This window comes from Telmatocola sphagniphila (assembly GCF_018398935.1).
Lineage (GTDB): Bacteria > Planctomycetota > Planctomycetia > Gemmatales > Gemmataceae > Telmatocola > Telmatocola sphagniphila.
The window spans coordinates 3499901-3518559 of record NZ_CP074694.1 but is presented as its reverse complement, the minus strand read 5'-3'; the positions used below and the strand labels follow the sequence as shown (position 1 = coordinate 3518559).

Annotated in this window: 9 protein-coding genes; 4 read left to right on the top strand and 5 right to left on the bottom strand. The window is 54.0% G+C overall.

Annotation, left to right across the window (positions count from 1 at the left end; translation table 11 throughout):
* The first annotated feature begins 9 nt into the window (after positions 1-9).
* The 3 genes from KIH39_RS13875 to KIH39_RS13865 all read left to right on the top strand — a co-directional run bounded on the left by KIH39_RS13875 (position 10) and on the right by KIH39_RS13865 (position 6219).
* On the top strand, positions 10-948 hold the full coding sequence (locus KIH39_RS13875; protein WP_213493840.1) for a lysophospholipid acyltransferase family protein: 939 nt from the start codon (positions 10-12) through the stop codon (positions 946-948).
* 38 nt (positions 949-986) lie between these two features.
* Entirely contained in the window at positions 987-3146 is a 2160-nt protein-coding gene (gene ppk1 / locus KIH39_RS13870; RefSeq protein ID WP_213493839.1) for a polyphosphate kinase 1, read from the top strand.
* A gap of 130 nt (positions 3147-3276) precedes the next feature.
* Positions 3277-6219 carry a PQQ-dependent sugar dehydrogenase gene (locus tag KIH39_RS13865; protein WP_213493838.1) on the top strand — a complete coding sequence of 981 codons (2943 nt, stop codon included), beginning with the start codon at positions 3277-3279 and terminating at the stop codon, positions 6217-6219.
* A gap of 154 nt (positions 6220-6373) precedes the next feature.
* Here KIH39_RS13865 and KIH39_RS13860 read toward each other — a convergent pair whose 3' ends face one another.
* From KIH39_RS13860 to KIH39_RS13840, 5 genes are all read right to left on the bottom strand, one after another.
* Entirely contained in the window at positions 6374-7372 is a 999-nt protein-coding gene (locus tag KIH39_RS13860) for a type I phosphomannose isomerase catalytic subunit (RefSeq protein ID WP_213493837.1), read from the bottom strand.
* A 134-nt stretch (positions 7373-7506) separates the two neighbouring features.
* Positions 7507-13653, bottom strand: coding sequence for a tetratricopeptide repeat protein (locus KIH39_RS13855; protein ID WP_213493836.1), 6147 nt, complete (start codon positions 13651-13653; stop codon positions 7507-7509).
* A gap of 367 nt (positions 13654-14020) precedes the next feature.
* Positions 14021-15499 carry an AAA family ATPase gene (locus KIH39_RS13850; protein WP_213493835.1) on the bottom strand — a complete coding sequence of 493 codons (1479 nt, stop codon included), beginning with the start codon at positions 15497-15499 and terminating at the stop codon, positions 14021-14023.
* 8 nt (positions 15500-15507) lie between these two features.
* A complete protein-coding gene (locus KIH39_RS13845) occupies positions 15508-16269 on the bottom strand; it encodes a carboxylesterase family protein (RefSeq protein WP_213493834.1) in 762 nt (253 codons plus the stop codon).
* Positions 16270-16460: 191 nt separating this feature from the next.
* Positions 16461-16613 (bottom strand): hypothetical protein, encoded by a 153-nt coding sequence (locus tag KIH39_RS13840; RefSeq protein ID WP_213493833.1) that lies wholly within the window; start codon positions 16611-16613, stop codon positions 16461-16463.
* Positions 16614-16757: 144 nt separating this feature from the next.
* Here KIH39_RS13840 and htpG point away from each other — a divergent pair, with 144 nt between their 5' ends.
* Positions 16758-18629 carry a molecular chaperone HtpG gene (gene htpG, locus KIH39_RS13835; RefSeq protein ID WP_213493832.1) on the top strand — a complete coding sequence of 624 codons (1872 nt, stop codon included), beginning with the start codon at positions 16758-16760 and terminating at the stop codon, positions 18627-18629.
* Positions 18630-18659: the final 30 nt, after the last annotated feature.

Genomic DNA, 18659 nt, shown 5'->3' with positions numbered 1-18659 from the left:
GAAGGTGTTATGGCTGCGAAAGTTCGGTCGCTCTGGGTCGACTGGCTGGTTTATCTGGCCGTCCGCGTGGTGATCGGTGTCATTCAGGCCGTACCACTATCGATTAGCATGGCGTTTGCCAAAATCCTGGCTCAATTCCTGCATTTCGCCGATAAGCGGCACCGGCTCGTGGCCCTGGAAAATCTCCGGTATGCACTACCCGAATTATCGGAGGACGAACGAAAAAAACTCGTGCGAAAAGTTTATAGGCATCTCTGCCTGATGCTGGTGGAAATGATCGTCTTCAGCCGCAAGCTCCACGTCCATAACTGGATCAAGTACATTCAACTGAAAATCCCGACCGATATCCTTTGCGATCTGATCGAGCCGAAAAAGCCGGTACTTTTGGTAACGGCCCATTACGGCAATTGGGAAATTGCCGGTTATGTGCTCGGCCTGCTGGGATTGAAAAGCTACGCAATCGCCCGGACGCTCGATAACCCTTATCTCGAAGTCTACTTGAAAAAGTTCCGTCAAAAAACCGGCCAGACCATCCTGGCCAAGAAGGGAGATTTCGATCGCATCACAGAAATTTTGGGCGCCGGAGGCAAACTTGCCACCCTGGGCGATCAGGATGCCGGACAGAAAGGTCTCTTCGTCGACTTCTTCAACCGGCCCGCTTCCACCCACAAAGCGGTGGCTCTGATGGCTATGGAGTTCGATACCCGAATGGTGATCGTGGGCGTGCCGCGAATAAAGGAACCGCTCTTCTTTTGCGTGGAGGTCGAGGATGTCATCGAACCGCGACAGTATGCCCATTTGCCCGATGGAGTCCGGCTGCTGACAGAGCGCTACAACAAATCGTTGGAACGCTTGATCCGACGTCACCCCGAACAATACTTCTGGTTGCACCGGCGATGGAAGCATCAACCGCGCGCCCGAGCCGCCAAACCCGCGTTGAATTCGTAAACTTCTAGCATGACATCTTCTCTAATAGAAACGTAAAAATGTCCCTTCCGATTATAGATACACCACCGTCGAGCCTGGATGATCCTTCCCTCTACATCAATCGCGAACGGAGTTGGCTGGAGTTCAACCGGCGGGTGCTGGAGGAAGCCCTGGATCCCAGCGTTCCGGTTATGGAACGGTTGAAATTCCTGGCCATCTATTCGTCGAATCTCGATGAGTTTTTCATGGTTCGCGTCGGCGGTTTGCAGCGTAAGGTGCAGGCTGGGATCAACCGCTCCTTCGGAGCCGATAAATTATTGCCGCGCATTCAGCTCGAGCAGATCGGCAAGATTGTTCGGCAGTGCCTGAACACTCAATATGAAGTGAAGTCGAAAGAGATTCTTCCCGCTCTGGAATCCGCGGGCGTTCATATCCGTACGCAACAGGATTTAAGCGAGGCCGAACGGAAGTTCGTTCAGGAATACTATCGGAAAGAAGTCTTTCCCGTACTCACGCCGCTCGCCGTAGATCCCGGTCATCCCTTCCCGCACTTGTTGAATAAGTCGCTCAATCTCGCCGTAGTCTTACAACGACCCAAACATCCCGATAAGAAGATTGCGGTGGTTCAGGTCCCCTCCGTACTACCTCGATTCATCTCATTGCCGATCGAAACCGGCTATGCTTTATTGCCCTTGGAAACCGTCATCCGTCTAAATATGGAAGAGCTGTTTCCGGGAATGCAGATCGATCATTCGACGATCTTCCGCGTGACTCGCGACAGCGAATACGAAATCGACGACGAGGAAGTCGAGGACTTGCTGAAGGCGATCGAGGAAGAAGTCCGGAAGCGACGGCGGGGTAATGCCGTGCGGTTGGAAATTGAAAAAGACGGCCCGGCGGAGATCGAACAGTTCCTGACTACGGCTCTACACCTGGAGCAGGCGGATGTTTACCGCATACCTGGCCTGATTGATCTGACGTGCCTGTTTCAGATCTATTCGCTGCCTGGCTTCGCCAATCTCCGCGATCCGCAGCACGTGCCGCAGTCTGTTACCGATTTCACCCGGGCGGCTAACCACTTCGCGGCCATCCGTGCCAAAGACATCCTGGTTCATCATCCGTACGAATCGTTCAATCACACGGTCGATTTCATTGAAGCTGCCGCAGCCGATGAACGGGTGCTTGCGATTAAACAGACCCTTTACCGAACCAGCAGCGACTCGCCGATCGTTCGTGCCCTGCAACGCGCGGCCGATGCGGGGAAGCAGGTTACCGCCGTCATTGAGCTGAAGGCGAGACTCGATGAAGAACGCAATATCCTCTGGGCTCGCGAACTCGAGAAATCGGGAGTGCATGTTGTCTTCGGATTCGTGGGCTTAAAGACCCACTGTAAGGTGGCCCTGGTCGTCCGGAAAGAGGAAGACGGTATTCGCCGCTACGTTCACCTTTCGACCGGCAATTATAACCCTCAGACGGCCCGCTTCTATACCGATCTCGGCTTTTTCACATGCAACACCGATTTCGCGGAGGATGTCTCCGCACTATTCAATTACCTGACCGGATATAGCGAACTGCCGCACTGGAAGAAGTTGATCGTCGCGCCTTCCCGTATGCAGGATTTCATGATCGAAAGCATCGACAAGGAAGCGGCATTCCAGAAATCGGGAAAAGTGGGCCGGATTCGCGTCAAAATCAATGGCCTTCTGGAACCGGCCGTGATCAAGGCTCTCTACCGTGCTAGCCAAGCCGGCGTGAAGATCGATATCGCCTGCCGGGGAATATGCGCTTTACGTGCCGGAATACCGGGTGTCAGCGAAAATATTCGAGTCATCTCCATCGTCGATCGATTCCTCGAACACTCGCGAATCTTCTATTTCGGCAATGGCGGCGATCCGCAGGTCTATATCGGCTCCGCCGACTGGATGGATCGCAATCTGAGCCGACGGGTGGAAGTGGTTTTCCCGATCGAACAACCCGATTTGAAGAAGCGGGTGATCGATGAAATTCTGGCCTATACGATGGCGGATAACGTTAAGGCCCGCGAACTCATGCCCGATGGGTCCTACCGCAAAGTTGTATTGAAAGAAGGCGAGACGCCGCTTCGCAGCCAGAGTCGATTCATGGAGATCGCCGACCGTAAAGCGGCGACGCCTCCCGAACCGGAGAAGGTGGAGGGGACTAAACCTCCCTCAGTCATTCGCGTCCGCAAGAAAAAATAGCCGTTTCGCCCACTATCCCGGCTGCAATCTCATCCGATTCCGGTTGCAACCCGGCGGACTTCCGTCTAATCTTGGCCTATCATGGGTTTACGCAGTAATTGATAAATTCCCCTCTCTCCGGGCTTTTGAGATGCGTACAGCTTTCGTCGCAGGCTTAGTCACTCTTATCGCTGTCCTGATCGCGCAGCAATTTGCTATTGAACGATCTGTAGCGGGGGCCGATTCAGCACCTCTTAAGCGCGTGCCGTGGCAGTCTTCGCACATTCAAGGCAGTCCCGAGCCTCCGCCGCCATTTAAGTTGGAAAGAGTAGGAAAAGAGGTCCAGTTCTACCATCCTACCGCGGTCACTTTCATTCCGGGGACACGCCACGCTGTAGTTACCGAGCAGGACGGCAAAGTCTTCTCTTATAACCCCGATCAAGACGCCAAGCCGAAGCTCCTCATCGATTTGCGAAAAGAATGCACGACCATGGCTCAGACGAAAGGAGCCAAGCGCGTCGATCAACTTTTTGGCATAGTCTTCGATCCGAAGTTTTCGACCAATCACTTCGTCTATCTCAGCTACACGGTCAAGGGCGATGGGGATGTAAAGAACTGGCCGGAGGGAACTCGCGTTTCCCGCTTCTCGTTAAAAGAAGGAGCCACGCCGAGGATCGAGGCGCAATCAGAAGAGATATTGATCACTTATCTCGAAGGAGGCCATAACGGTGCCTGCCTGCAGTTTGGGCCGGATGGTTACCTCTATATCTCTACCGGCGACTCGGCCGATCCCAGCCCACCCGATTCCCACAAGACCGGCCAGGACAATTCCGATCTGCTCTGTTGCGTTTTGCGCATCGACGTGCATCATCCGGTGCAGGGCAAAAAATACTCGATTCCCAAGGACAATCCTTTCATCGGTCAGAAACAGTACGACGGAAAAGAAATCCGTCCGGAGATCTGGGCCTTCGGTTTCCGCAATCCCTGGAAGATGAGTTTCGACAGGCAGACAGGAGAGTTGTGGGTCGGCGATGTCGGTTGGGAACTCTGGGAGATGATTCACAAAGTCACCCGCGGCGGCAACTACGGCTGGAGCATCATGGAAGCCAGCCAACCCATCAATACTTCCTGGCCGCGCGGCCCCGGGGCGATTATTCCTCCGGTAATCGAGTTGCCGCACACCATGGCCGCCAGCATCACGGGCGGTTACGTTTACCGAGGCAAGAAGTTCCCCCAGTTGCTTGGCAAATATGTCTTTGGCGACTGGGAAACCAAAAGGCTTTGGGCCGCGCAAGTGCGGGGGATGAATCTTGAGAAATTGGAGGAGATTGCCGATCCGACTATACGCGTAGTGGCTTTCGGCGAAGATGGCGACGGTGAAGTGTACGTTCTCGACTACGATAATGGGGGCCTCTACACACTCGCCGCCAATAAAGTCGAGGGCGATAGCTGGAAGAAATTCCCAAGAACACTCAGTGCCAGCGGACTATTCAAAGATGTTCCCAATCATATCCCGTCCGAGGGTGTGTATGAATTCGAGATCCAGTCACCCCAGTGGCAGGATGGAGCCACCGCTCAGCGCTTAGTCGCTCTACCCGGGGCTAGTGCAATCAATTGGTACGATGAACCGCGACCCATCCCCGGCCAGGTGGTCTGGCACAACTATCAGCTGCACCCGCCCAAGGATGCCGTTTATGTCAAAACGATTTCTCTCGAAACCGAGGTTGGCAATCCGAAAACCCGACGGCGTGTAGAAACACAACTGCTGCATTTCGACGGAGAGCAATTCCGCGGTTATTCCTATGCCTGGCGAGACGATCAGTCGGATGCCGATTTAGTCTCGGGCGAGGGAGCCGATAAGGATTTCGAGATTACCGATGCTTCACTTCCCTATCCCAAACGCAGGCTGACCTGGAACTATCTGAGCCGGGCCCAGTGCCTGCAATGCCACAACTCCTGGGCGGAAGGCACGCTCGGTTTTCAGATTCCGCAACTGCAAAAGACATCACTGAAAAAATTGTGCTCGCTGGATTTACTCAAGCGGTTTGACAAGCAGGGAAAAAATATCCCTCAGGCTTCGCCCGAATTGCTGAAGATTTCAAATCGTTTAGCGAACCCTGCCTCGGAAACTGAACCTCTGGAAGCGCGCGCCCGGGCCTATTTGCACGCCAACTGCGGCCATTGCCATCGCTTCGGCGGCGGCGGTTCCGTTCAAGTAGTGCTCAATGCGGAAATGAAAAAAGAGGAGATGAAAGCAATTGGAGTTGTTCCTCAGCAGGGCAGCTTCAATATCAAGGAGGGTCAGCTGATTTATCCGGGACATCCGGAGAAAAGTATCTTGGCCTACCGCCTATCGAAATTCGGTAGTGGCCGGATGCCGCATCTGGCCAGTGATTGGCCCGACCTGGCCGGTGCTCGTCTCGTTGCGGCCTGGATCCAATCGTTGAAATCCGAGCAAGCCACTACGGCGCCGGGCACCCAGGACTCCACGTCGGCATTACAAGCGATTTTGAATTGGAAGGATTTCACGAAGGAACAACGACTGCGCTTGGTGAATGAAGCTCGACAAACTTCCGATGGGTTTGTAAAAGATCTGTTCGAGGGGTATTTCCCGCTGGAACCCGGAGAACGCAAGCTGGGTTCGAATCCGAAACCTCAAAAAATTCTTGCATTAGTAGGGGATGTTGAGCGAGGCAAGGCTCTTTTCTTTCGAGAATCCTTGCAGTGCATCTCCTGTCATAAGATCGGCGAGAAAGGCCTAAATGTCGGGCCGGAGTTAACCAAAATTGGCGCCAAGCGTCGAAAAGCCGAACTCCTGGAAAGCATCCTTTTGCCGTCTCGACGAATCGAGCAGGAGTATCAGGTGCTGCAAATTTCGACGATGGAGGGGAAGCAGATTAGCGGTCTGGTGGTCCGAAAATCTGGCAATTCGATTACTTTGAAGGATGCGAAAAATCAGGAAACGACGATCGCTACCCAGGACATTGAAAAGAGTGCGATCAGTTCGATTTCCTTGATGCCTGAAGGTCTGGTCCGGGATTTAACGCCGCAGCAGGCCGCGGATCTGGTGGAGTTTCTGGAGAGTTTGAAATAGATACGGGCTTTGACTTGCTTGTTTGCATTTGGGTGGCAATGGCTCCGCCATTGCTAAAAAGTTTCCGGAACAAAAAAACTCGTTTTCACTAGGGAATGGAGTGTTTTTCCAAGGATCCTTCCGTACCGCGTTCCACTACTCCTTATATCCCGTATCACGGAATCCCGCATTCCATCAACTCGATCGTGCCCGCCGGTATGCACCAGACTCCCCCTAATTCGGCCGGGAGCAAATAGACCGAACCCGGTTTAAGCTCAAATTGCTGCGAGCTGGAAAGGAGCGTTCCCGCTCCTCCCGTACAGACCACCACGCGACATTTGCCCGGGGCACCGACCGCGAATTCCTGCTGCATCGACCAGCGCCAGAGCTCGAAATACCGGCAGCTGACCAATCGCTCGCAGGTCCCTTCCTGCTCGAGTTCCAGTTTGGGAACCACAGGTGCGACCGGCCCTCGGGCATAATCGATGCAAGCCAGACTCGGCTCGATATGTAAATCGCGCGGCTTGCCCGTCTTGGCATCCACGCGATTCCAATCGAACAACCGATAAGTAATATCGCTGGTTTGCTGAATCTCGAACAAAAAGATCTTCTTGCCGATGGCGTGTACCGTTCCCGCTTCCAGAAACAGGCAGTCACCCCTCTTGGGATGGAATTCATGCAGCCAATTAGTGATCGAACCCTTTTTAAGATCGTCGCGAATACTCTCGGCTGTTGTACCTGGCTTGACACCGGCGTAGATCTCGCTGTCCTTGGCGGCTTCCAGAATCACCCAGGCTTCCGTTTTACCTAATCCCGGATGCGGCTTGCCGTCGGGAGCAGGGAATCGAGTCGATAAATCATCGGTGGGATGCACCTGCACGGAAAGCTTGTCCGCTGCATCGATCAATTTCAGCAGAATCGGAAAACGGCCGCCAGGCAGTTTGGAGGAGCCGATCAATTCGTGCGGATGGCTTTCGAGGAGTTCCCGTAGCGTTTTTCCCTGCCAGGGGCCGTCAGTCACCACGCTGGCGTTATCCCCCTGATCGGACAGAATCCAAGCCTCGCCGATAGCCTCCTCGGTGGCGGGAAGTCCGAAGAACGGTTTCAATTTTCGGCCGCCCCAGAGAGCGGGTTTGAAAATCGGGTCGAAGGGCAGGGGAGCAAAGGTAGTCATCGCCGATCTCAGAGGAAGGAATTCACACTTATAAGATTAGTTCGAAGTGAGCGCTCCGGCTAAAAAAGAAGGGCTTTCAGAGTCTTCGGATCTCGAGAACTCTGAAAGCCCGACAAGGAATTATTGCTTAAGGATCAATTTCCGTTTTTGGGCAGGGTGGGAACATCCCCGGCGATGATCGACGTCAGGATCTGATCGGCCTCGCCGAATTCCCGCATGTCGAACAACGATTGGGCATAACGTTGCCAGAGAGCCCGGGATTGCGGATCCATGGCAATGGCCTGCATGTAGAGCTGTCGGCTACGAGCTTTATCGAAAGCTCCGTCGCGTGACTTCAGACTCAACTTCGCCATGATCCGGCCCATATTGCTCAGGAGCCGTTTCTGAACGTCTGCGATGCGTTGCGGATCGGTCTCGCTGGTCTTGAGCGTTTGAATCTTGGCGTTGATGGTCCGAATCGCCTTTTCCTGATCAGCGCTAATATCCTTAAGCGTCGAGAGCGAATCGATGTACCCGGCGATGTATTCCGGATTGTTGGCATCTTTCTTCATCAGAGCCTGGAAGCGTTCTGCCGCGATAGGTCCGTTGCCGCCCCACAAGGAGGTCTGGGCCAACTTCAGTTGCACGTCCTCAACCAGTTTGACGTCGGTGTTGGCCGGCATATTCCGCAGAAGATTGGCGTACATCGCCTCGGCATCCTGATAGCGGCCGTTCCAGAGCAATACATCGGCCAACTGGCGACGCAGTTCCGGATCGTTCGGCTTGGCTTTGACGAGTGTCCGCAATTCTGCCTCGGCTTCGTCGAAGCGTTTATTGGCACTCAGCAAGGTGGCCAGCGTATTGCGTTCGGCAAAGTTCAGGTTGGGCAGATCCTTCACGAGTGCCAGAGCTTCTGTGTTGCGTTTCAGGGCCGCCAGCACTCCCGCCAGTTCTTTGCGGACCGACGGTTCGGGCGGATTCAATCGCAAAGCGCGATCCATGGTGGCCGAGGCTTTCGACAGGTCACCCACCTTATACATCACCCAACCCAGACGAGACAAACGAGAGGCATCGGTAATTTCGATTCGCGACCATTGATCGTAAATCTGCAGGGCGAGCCGTTTTTGCTCCTCGGTAAGTGTAACCGAAAGCGAGGCGCTGGAAGCGGCATCAATGAAGCCTTCCCAGAGCGAAGCCTGTTCGAATTTCTCCCCAAGCAGATTCTGGTATCTCTTCATGGCTTCGGGATAGGCGTTCATCCAGAGATTGACGTTGGCAACGTCAATCTTCAGCGTGTTATCGTCCTTGGAACTTCGCAGGAGGCGTTCGTAAATTGTCAGCGATTCCTGGAAATCGCCCTTCCAACTCAGCACATCGGCCAGAATGCGTTGGGCCACGCGATCTTTCGGGGCATCCTGAACCAGCAAACGGGCCTGCTTCGCCGAAGTATTGAGATCCTCGGCCGAAGCGGCAGCGTAAATGTAGTTCTTGCGGTCTTCAATATTGAGTTTCAGCCCTTCGTACATCTTCACGGCTTCACGGGATCGGTTGATTCCCATCAGCAAGCCGGCCAGTTCTTTCCGTTCCACGGAATCGGTCGGCTTGTTCTGAACGGCTCGGTTGACGAAAATCTCGGTTTTGGCTGCGTCCTTCAATTTCGTGGAAAGCATGGCCATTCGAGCATAGAGCAGCGGATTTTTAAGTTCCGTCACTAAAGCGCGATCCAGAATGCGCTTGGCCAGTGCGATCGTATCTACCGGTAGTTCGCGGTTGATATTGGCCGCGGCGGTTGCGAAACCTGCCCAGATATTCGGGTTGTCCGGATACTGGTTGAGCAAGGTTTGAAACTTCCCGAGCGCCGTTTCGTACTCCTTCTTCCACAGAACGATTTCGGCCTGTCGAACCGGGAATTCGGGATCGTCGGGGAAATCCTTAACGAGTTGTTCGAAGGCGGCGAGAGCTTTATCCTGCTCGGCGGGTGTTCCCTTCCAGCTCATCAGGTCGGCCTTCATCTTCAGCAGCTTCTTATCAGTTGGCTGCTTGGCAAGCAGGGCGTTGATCTGCTCCTCGGCCTTGTCGAAGTTCTTGAAACCGGAATAAAGGAAAGCGAGGGTAATCCGATCGGAATCCCCATAGGGCACGCCTTCCATCATCTTGACGGCCTCTTCGTATTTCTCGGCCTTGGCTAGCACGCCTGCCAGCTCTCTTTTCACTGCGGGATCGGTCGGCTTCATTTCCACAGCTTTGGTCAGAAGCTTATCGGCTTCTTGCCGCGCCTCCCCCGAATCGACTGACCGTAACAGCACCCAAGCCATGCGGGATAGCATGATGGGATCCGGTTTTTCGAGCTTCAGCTTGGCGCTGGCGACTTTCAGTGCCATGCGTGTTTGTGCGGCATCCAGGCTGGCGGCTCCGGAGGCCGCATCGATGAAACCGTCCCAAATCTGTTGGGTGGGTTGTTTGCGGTTGAACTGGAAGTCGAATTCGTCCTCCAGCAGTTTCGTGTACTTGGCCAGCGCTCCCGGATAATCTGTGCCCTTCCAGAGCGTGATTTCCGCGATTCGAGCCTGAATGGAGCGATCGGACGGATTGGCCGCACGCATCTTTTCGTACATAGTCAGGGCTTTATCGAATTCCTTCTTCCAACTGTGAATGTCGGCCACCAGTTTTTCGATTTCGATATCGTCCCGATTCTGATCGAGAATCGAACGGGCTTCCATCTCCGCTTTGTCGAGTTCCCCCTTCTTGATCAGGACGCCCACCATCAGTTTGCGGGCGGCCAGATTACTGCTGCCTCCCATGATCTTGATGGCTTCTTCCCACTCGCCGGCTTTAATCAGCACCCCGGCCAACTGGTCCTTCACCGTCTGATCGGAAGGGGCCATCCGAAGGGCATGTTCCAGCATGGTGCGCGACTTACCGATTTCATTCAGTTGATGTTGTAGCACCCAGCTGAGTCGAGCCAGAAACACCGGCTTGGGCGAAGGTTGCTTGCTCTCGCGATCGAAAATCATGAGGGCGGTTTGCTTCTGCTTCTCGGTGAGTGTCTTCGGATAGCTGGAAGCGGCATCGACCCAGGCTTCGACGACGGGCGCTGAAGTTTCATTATTTTCGATAAGCGATTGCAGACGCAGCAGAGCATCTTCCCACTGTTGACTCGAAAGATCGATTTGAGCCAATTTCAGCAGGATATTGGTGTCGTTAGGGTTCTGAGCCAGCAGTTTTTCGAGTATCACTCGAGATTGCTGATGATAATTGCGAGCGCTGTAAACTTCCGCGAGGATCGCCTGGTGCTTCGGATCGTTCGGCGCGAGTTCGAGCAGTTTCTTGGCCTCTTCCTCGGCTTTTTCGTACTGCTTATCCAGCGTTAGCGCGGCCACCAGGAACTGACGGCCTTCCACGTCCAGATTGGGAGTGTCGAAGAGCAAGTCGGCGGCTTCCTTGTAGCGCCGGGCTTCGATCATCACCCCGGCACATTCTCGGCGTAAAGCGAGATCATTCGGTTCCCCGGCAGCGATTTCCTTGAATCGCTCCGCGGCCAACGCGAAATTGCCGCTCTTGAACGCCACACGGGCGCCGGCGAGATGGAACTTCTTGACCAGATCGGGTCGATTTTTGAAACCGCCCCGTTTTTCCAGTTCCTGAAGTTTCTGATATTCCACTTCGGCATCCTGCTGCAGACGCAACTGGTCCATAGCTCCGACCACCGAGCTGCGCAATTCCAGATTCTTCTCGTCGCGAGAGGCGAGCTCGCGGACCATGTTGGCCGCTTCGGGATCGCGCTGTCGTCCCACCTTGGAAAGTGCTTCCAGCATTAAAACCAATCGATCCGTCGTCGGATAGGGATCTTTCTTGGTGTCGTTGTAAATACGATCCAGTTCCTGCTGCTGAATGCTGGTGATGTCATCCGGCTTGGTCTGGATTAATTCCCGCAGCTTGAAGTCGTCGCGATGCACTACGCGGAACACACCCAATTGAGCGATGATCAGCGGAATGGCAATCAGACTGATGATCAGAATCGGAATGCCCATGCGGGGAATGATCGGCTTTTTATCCGGCTTCAGGACGGCGTTCAAATGGGCGGTTTCGACCGGATTTACCAGCGATTGCAGAGTGGTTCGTCCCTGGCCTTCAAAATCCTGAAACTCCATGATGCAGCGATAGTAGGTTCGGCCGCCAAAGAATTGCGGCGAGGATCGAACCACGCGTCCCAAGCCGCGAACATCGCCCAGTGGGGTCGGCATCATGAAACCGACAACTGTATTGGCGGGGATGTTCACATCCACGAAGGTGGCGGTAGCGTCCCGGCTGATATCTTCGGTTGAAGAGTAACAGGCCGTCTCTTCGCTGGTACCGGGGTTGACGATCAGTGGCAGGTGATACGGGTACCGATTGCTGCCGCGACGCTGAGCCATACCCCGATCGCGCCAGTTGACGAAGCGATTCCAGCGGGTGTTGCGGTTCCCCTTGTCGTACTCGGCGTACATGCGCGGCACAGCATATTGGAGACAAATTCGATTGATTGCATCGATCTGAGGTGTGGTCAGGTTCTTGAAAGCGATGCCATAACGATAGCCATCAATAACGCGCCCGCGGGCCAGTTCGTTGACCGAGCGAATTTCCCCCTTCAACTTTAACACTTCGCTCGCTCCGCGTAGCATCAGGCGGATTTCCCGATCCGTGGGCAGTTTTTCGTAGGCGATGAGAGACATACCCGAATCGTTCAGATCGACCGACACACCAAAGCGAGTTTCGCCATGCGCGAGCGAATCGTACTCCACCGGAAGGTGAACAACGTGCCGGGTAGCATAGCGTTTATCCGCCGGCCAGAAGGCGCGGCGCGTCACCAGGTAGGCAAAATAAATGTGCAACAGCACCCAGAACGTCGGCACCATGGACTTGTAATAGTCATTGGAAATTCCCAGAGCCGGTCGGGACCAACCCCAGAACAAGGCGAGCACACCCGCGATGATGATGTAAGTCTGCGGTCGAATGTAAGGCCAGACGGTTCGAGGCCCGGCCGAGGCTCGCTTCGGCGTCACCACGAATCGCTGGAAGCGGCGACGGAAAATCGCCCGGAAAGTCGCCTTGATCTGCGTCCAGAAGTTCACCATCGAGAACAGTTCGGAATTGATGATCGAGCCGTAGCCGTTGCTGACGATCTTCAAAGCCATCAGCGAAACGAGTAGGTAAACGACGGTAACGACGGCCAATTCCCAGGAGAATTCACGCACCGGCGGGACGCCCGTAAAGAGCATCAAAATCGGCGTCATATAAATCGCGAGCTTGAAAACACCACTCGCCCAGTGAATCATCGAGCCGAAGTAGCATAGCCGCTGCGGCATGGACAGGCCGCGCATCGTCAGCGGTTGATCGTAGGCCATGATCGACAGGTTACCTTCACCCCAACGCAGGCGTTGAGCATGGAAGGTGGTGATATCGGGAGCGGCCTGACCGGCCACCAGTCGTTCCGTGATGGCGATTCCTTTCCAGCCCCGAGCGTGCATACGCATCCCGGTGTGCAGGTCTTCGGTGATCGTTTCAACGGCGATATAGCCAATATCCTTGAGCGAACTCCGACGGAACATGGCCGCCGAACCGGCGAAAATCGGGGCATTCCAGTGATTACGACCAGGCTGGATCACCCGGTAGAACAAATCGCCTTCTTCCCAGTACTTGCGCGATTTGTGATTCAACTGAGCCTGGAACGAATCGAAGTTGTAAAAAGCGTGCGGCGTCTGGACAAAACCGACTCGCTCGTCGGCGAAGTATCCAATCAGTCGGGTAATGAAGTGAGGTTCCGGAACGTGGTCGGCATCGAGGATGATGACGAATTCACCGTCGGTCTGCTCGAAAGCGTTATTCAGGTTCCCGGCTTTGGCGTGGCGATTATCGGGCCGGGTGATGTAATTCACACCGAGTTCGTGGGCGAGGGCCGCTACTTCCGGCCTACGTCCGTCGTCGAGGACGAAGGTGCGGTGCGGGTAATCCATGCGAACGCAGGCTTCGAGGGTCGCTCGCAGAAGTTGCGGATCCTCGTTGTATGTCGGAACGAACACATCGACGGTTCGCCCTTCGATCACCGGCATGGCCGCCGGTTCTTTCACTTCCCAAACCTGCAGGAAGTAAAGCAGCAAGTTAATGATGCCGAACAGTTCCCCAATGTAGAGGAACAGGGACGCGAAGGTGGCATAATTGGTGGAATGATTGAAGGTGTAGGCCGCGCGGAACACCAGATAGCCGACGCAAACCATGCTCGCCACGACGATCATGAATTTGCGAAAAACGGAGGATGGCTTCATAGATGCAGATCTCACTAGAATCGCAGTAGCGCAATAGATATCGATTTTGACGATTGTACTGCGTTTACCGATTCATTCGCCAGAATTACTATTCCATTTATTGCAGCCGCAAATAACTTCTGCCGGATCTCAAAGCGGCTGATTCGGGACTGAAAATAAGTTTCGCCTTAGTGAAAAAGAGCGGAAATTCCGCGTTTTTCAGTTAGTCAAACTCTAAAGTCCGCGAGAACTGCCTATTCTGTGTAATCTGTGTCGTTTTAGCAATTGGAATCCGCGAAATCCGACAGGTTTATGCAGTCGATTTGAGCACTACAACTGGAAGAACTGGTTCATTCGAAAGGAATACGATCGAAAGATCAAACGGGAGTCATTCTGCCGAGACGCAGCGGTTTTTCGCCCAGCGGCGGAGCTTGTTGATTTTTCCGCTCATCATCTTGTACAAGGGCCGGGTCGTCTCAATTTCCTTGATCAGTAAGTCATCGGAGAGTTCGCAACGCTCGGCGAACGCCACGAACATGCCGCTGATAACTGCCTGTTCGATTTCGGCTCCACTGAAGCCTTCGCTTTTCGCGGCCAGTCTTTCGAGATTAAACGATTTCGGGTCGCGTTGGCGGCGCTGCAGGTGAATTTTCCAGATGTCCCGCCGGACAGCATCGTTTGGGAGATCGACGAAGAAAATCTCATCAAAACGGCCTTTGCGCATCAATTCCGGCGGCAGAGCGGAGATGTTGTTCGCCGTGGCTACCATGAAGATGGGGCTGCGGTGATCCTGCATCCAGGTCAACAGCGTGCCGAACATCCGCTGCGATAGACCGCCATCTGCAGAACTGCTGGAAGAGGAGGCGAAAGCTTTCTCGATTTCGTCGATCCAGAGAATTACCGGAGCCATCGATTCGGCCTGGGCCAGGGCTTCCCGCAACCGATTCTCCGATTCCCCGATAAATTTCTGATACAAAACCCCCGGATCCATGCGGAGCAGCGGCATGCCCCAGTCGGCGGCGACGATCTTCGCGCAGAGACTTTTACCGCAGCCTTGAACACCTAGCAGCAGGATGCCGCGCGGCGGATCGAGCCCGAAAGCTCTGGCTTTCGAAGACATCCCGCCACGCCGCCGGCTCAACCACTTTTTGAGAGACGCTAAACCGCCGATATCTTCGGGGGCAAAATTCACGCCGATCGATTCCAGGCAACCCGCCGATTTCAGCAGGTTTCGCTTCATCTCTACAACTCGTGGCAGATCTTCGCTGGAAAGTGCGTAGTCTTCGAGAATGGAGGCCCGGATTATGCGATTGATCTCCAGAGTGGTCAGTCCTCGAAGAGACTGCACCAATTGCTCCATTTCCCGCTTGGTCAGCGAGGAAGAGATCTCCACATAGCTGGTTTCTTTCAGCGAACGATAGGTTTCTTTGACTAAGAACTCGACCTCCCCGGCGTCTGGCAGCTTCAAGGTGACCGGCACAGTCATTCGATTGATCGTCTCGGGCAGGGATTCTCGATTGATAAGAATCAGCGTCGTGGTCGATCGGTTATAAATCTCCTGCAACTGCCGCGCGACGATGGGATCGCGGGTGTGGGCGGCCAACTCGTAAAAGAGATAAATCTCTCGATTCCCTTTATTGTCGAGAATGTATTCGAGGGCGGGCGGCGCTTTGCCGGGCTTGATTCCGGTTTCCGTGACAGTGGGGATGGTGCGTTGCAGGCCGCGGGTGATCGCCCATTCGAAAAGGGGAAAGCAAAGCTCCTCGGCGACTTTACGGACGATCTGGGCGGCCCGCTCCTCCTCACGCGTATCGATGGTAATGATCGGATTACCCGCAGTGATAAGCAGCTTCAGTTCTGCCAGCATAGGGTGGTTTATTTGGGGGAGTTCTTCTGGGCGAAAAGCCATTGCATCACGTCGGCGTTATTGTAAGTGGCGGTCCAGGAATCGTGGCCGACCCCTTTATACTCCGTATACTTTGGAGATCCACCGGCCTTTTTCAAAGCCGCCACCATATTTCGGGATCTTTGGGGAGCTACCGCCGTATCCTGATCCCCATGAAATACCCAGACGGGAATATGTTGGATTTTCTCGGCAGTATGCTCATCGGCTCCGCCGCAGACCGGTATCGCCGCCGCGATCAATTTCGGTCGTCGGGCCATCAGATCCCAGGTGCCGTAGCCGCCCATGGATAATCCGGTGACGTAGACGCGCTCGGGATCGATCGGATAATCCTTCATGGTCTTTTCGATCAATTCCAACAGAGCCCCCATCGGTTCGGACGGCTCCGCTGGCATCAGATGCGTACGGGCCGACCAGTCCACTTCCACCCATTTTCGAGCCTCCGGGCACTGCGGGGCAATCAGGAAACAAGGATGTTTCTCCCGGTTCTCCTTGCTGGTAAAGTTGGAAATCCCATGTTTCAACTGAGCTTCGTTATCCGTGCCGCGCTCCCCAGCCCCGTGCAGAAAAATCACCAGGGGGTACTTCTTGCCCTGTTCGATCTGGGCCGGTTTCAGGAATCTGTAGGGAAGCGTTTTGTGCGCGGTGCTATCGTAGCGCAGCTTCTCCAGCAGCGAATTATCGGAGGTCATAAAGAGTGTTAAGCCGCTAACGAGAAAAAGGAGGGAGTTCATCGCTCCATCTTAAAGTAAAACCACTCCCACGCAACAGAAAAGTGACAGTTCAAGACTGCCAAGTTGGCAGAAGTTGCCGCGATGACGGAGTGAATAATTTCAGGGGGAGCGAAAATTTTAAAATTGTTTTCAGGTCGCACCGGTTTAAACGGACCCGTACGGAGCGACCCGAAGTCTATAACAACGCCGAATTACAGTTTGAATCCGAGGAAGCCGTTGGCCCAGAATGCAGACAAAATCATGAACGGCAGCCCGACACAGACGAAAAACCACAGTAAAAGGGCAGTGGAGGTTGAAACGGGCTTGAAATCGGGATCAGTCACTTCATTAATATCGACTTGCATGGCTACCTCTCGCTTTAAGTTACTATTTTTTTAGGGTATTCCGTAGGGCATCGTCCAGTCCCGGCACGAGAATTGAATAGTTTTGTTGTTCCTGACACGAGTTACAAGTATTCCGACCCTTTTTGGATGGGAGATCGCGTACCGATGACTGCAGAAGCCAAATCCAGCATGGAATTCAAGACAGAATTAAAACAACTGCTTCATCTGATTACACATTCGCTCTATTCCAACCGGGAAATCTTCATCCGGGAATTGATCTCGAACGCCAGCGATGCCATCAACAAGCTCCGCTTCGATTCTCTGAGCAAGGAAGACCTCCTGGAAGGCGACCGGGACTGGAAAATCACGATTACACCCGATAAAGCCGCCAAAACGCTGACGATTTCCGACAACGGCGTCGGTATGAACCGGGAAACGATTGTCGAACACCTCGGAACTATCGCTAAATCGGGGACCCGGGGCTTCATCGAAGCGCTGAAATCTCAGAATGCCTCCAGCAAGCCGGATCTCATCGGCCAGTTCGGCGTCGGTTTCTATTCTTCGTTCATGGTTGCCGATAAAGTGGTCGTTCTCAGCCGGGCGGCCGGAGAAAAAGACGCGGTACGCTGGGAATCGGACGGCCAGGGCACCTTCAGTGTGGAACCGACGATTCGCGACAAGCGGGGTACGGACGTCATTCTGTATCTGAAGGAAGATGCCCTGGAGTATCTCGAACCTTATCGCATCAGCGCTCTGGTGAAGAAATTCTCGGATTTCGTCGAATTCCCAGTCGTTTTGTTCGCCGAGCAGGAAGAAAACAAGGGCCCGGTAGAGGAGACTCTAAATTCGCGCACGGCACTCTGGTTGAAGTCGAAAAACGAAGTTCAAGAAGAGGAATACAACAGCTTCTACCAGAATATCAGCGGCGATTTCGAAAAACCGCTGAGCGTGCTCCACTACAACGTGGAAGGCAACCTTCAATACAAGGTGCTGTTGTTCATTCCCGCCAAGCGGCCTTTGACCTATCAATGGGAAGAACCCAAAGGCGTTCAACTTTACATTCAACGCGTCCTGATCATGGATTCGTGCGAAGGGTTGCTGCCTCCTTATCTGCGGTTTGTGCGTGGAATCGTCGATTCGGGCGACTTGCCCTTGAACATCTCTCGAGAAATGCTGCAGCAGAACGCCGTGCTGGACAAGATGCAGAAGGGGTTGGTGCGTCATATCCTCGAAGAACTGGAGGGTATGAAGAATACCCAGAAGGATAAATACATTCCCTTCTTCAAGCAGTTCGGCGACTTCCTCAAGGAGGGGATTGCCAACGATTGGACGAACAAGGAAAAACTGGCTGATCTGCTCTTGATCGAAAGTTTGAATACCCCGGCGGGCGAATTGACTTCCCTGAGCGATTATGTCTCCAAGATGCCGGAATCGCAGAAGGACATTTACTATCTGGTCGGTGAAACTCGAGAGTTTCTTGCTCAATCTCCTCTCCTCGAAGCCTTCAAAAAGAAAGGCTACGACGTCCTGTTGATGACGAACAACATGGACGAGTACATGATCACCTATTTGACCGAGTTCAAAGGTAAGAAAATGGTGGCGGTCGATCAGGGAACTCTACCAGACCTCGACGAACCGGCACCCGACGCCGCCGCTTTCCAGGATCTGTTCAAGACGATCAAGGAAAAGGTCGCCGAGATTTCGGATGTGCGTCTGTCCAATCGCCTCTCCGAATCGGCCTCCTGTCTCGTTGCCGATGCCGGAGCGCTGACTGCCAATCGCGAAAGGCTGCTGCAGCGAATGGGTAGGATTGGGGATGGGGAACTGAACACCAAGCGGATATTTGAGTTGAACCCCAATCATGCTGTGGTGAAAAAACTGCAGAATGTCTACGCGGCCAATCCAAGCGATCCTAAAGTGGAGGATACGATCCGGTTGCTGTACGATCAGGCCGTGCTGGCAGAGGGGTCGAAACTGAAGGATCTCACAGGATTTCTACGCCGGATTAATGAGCTGATAGCGCCCGCCAGTGTATAATTGGATAGTAGCTCGCCGACAATTAGCCAT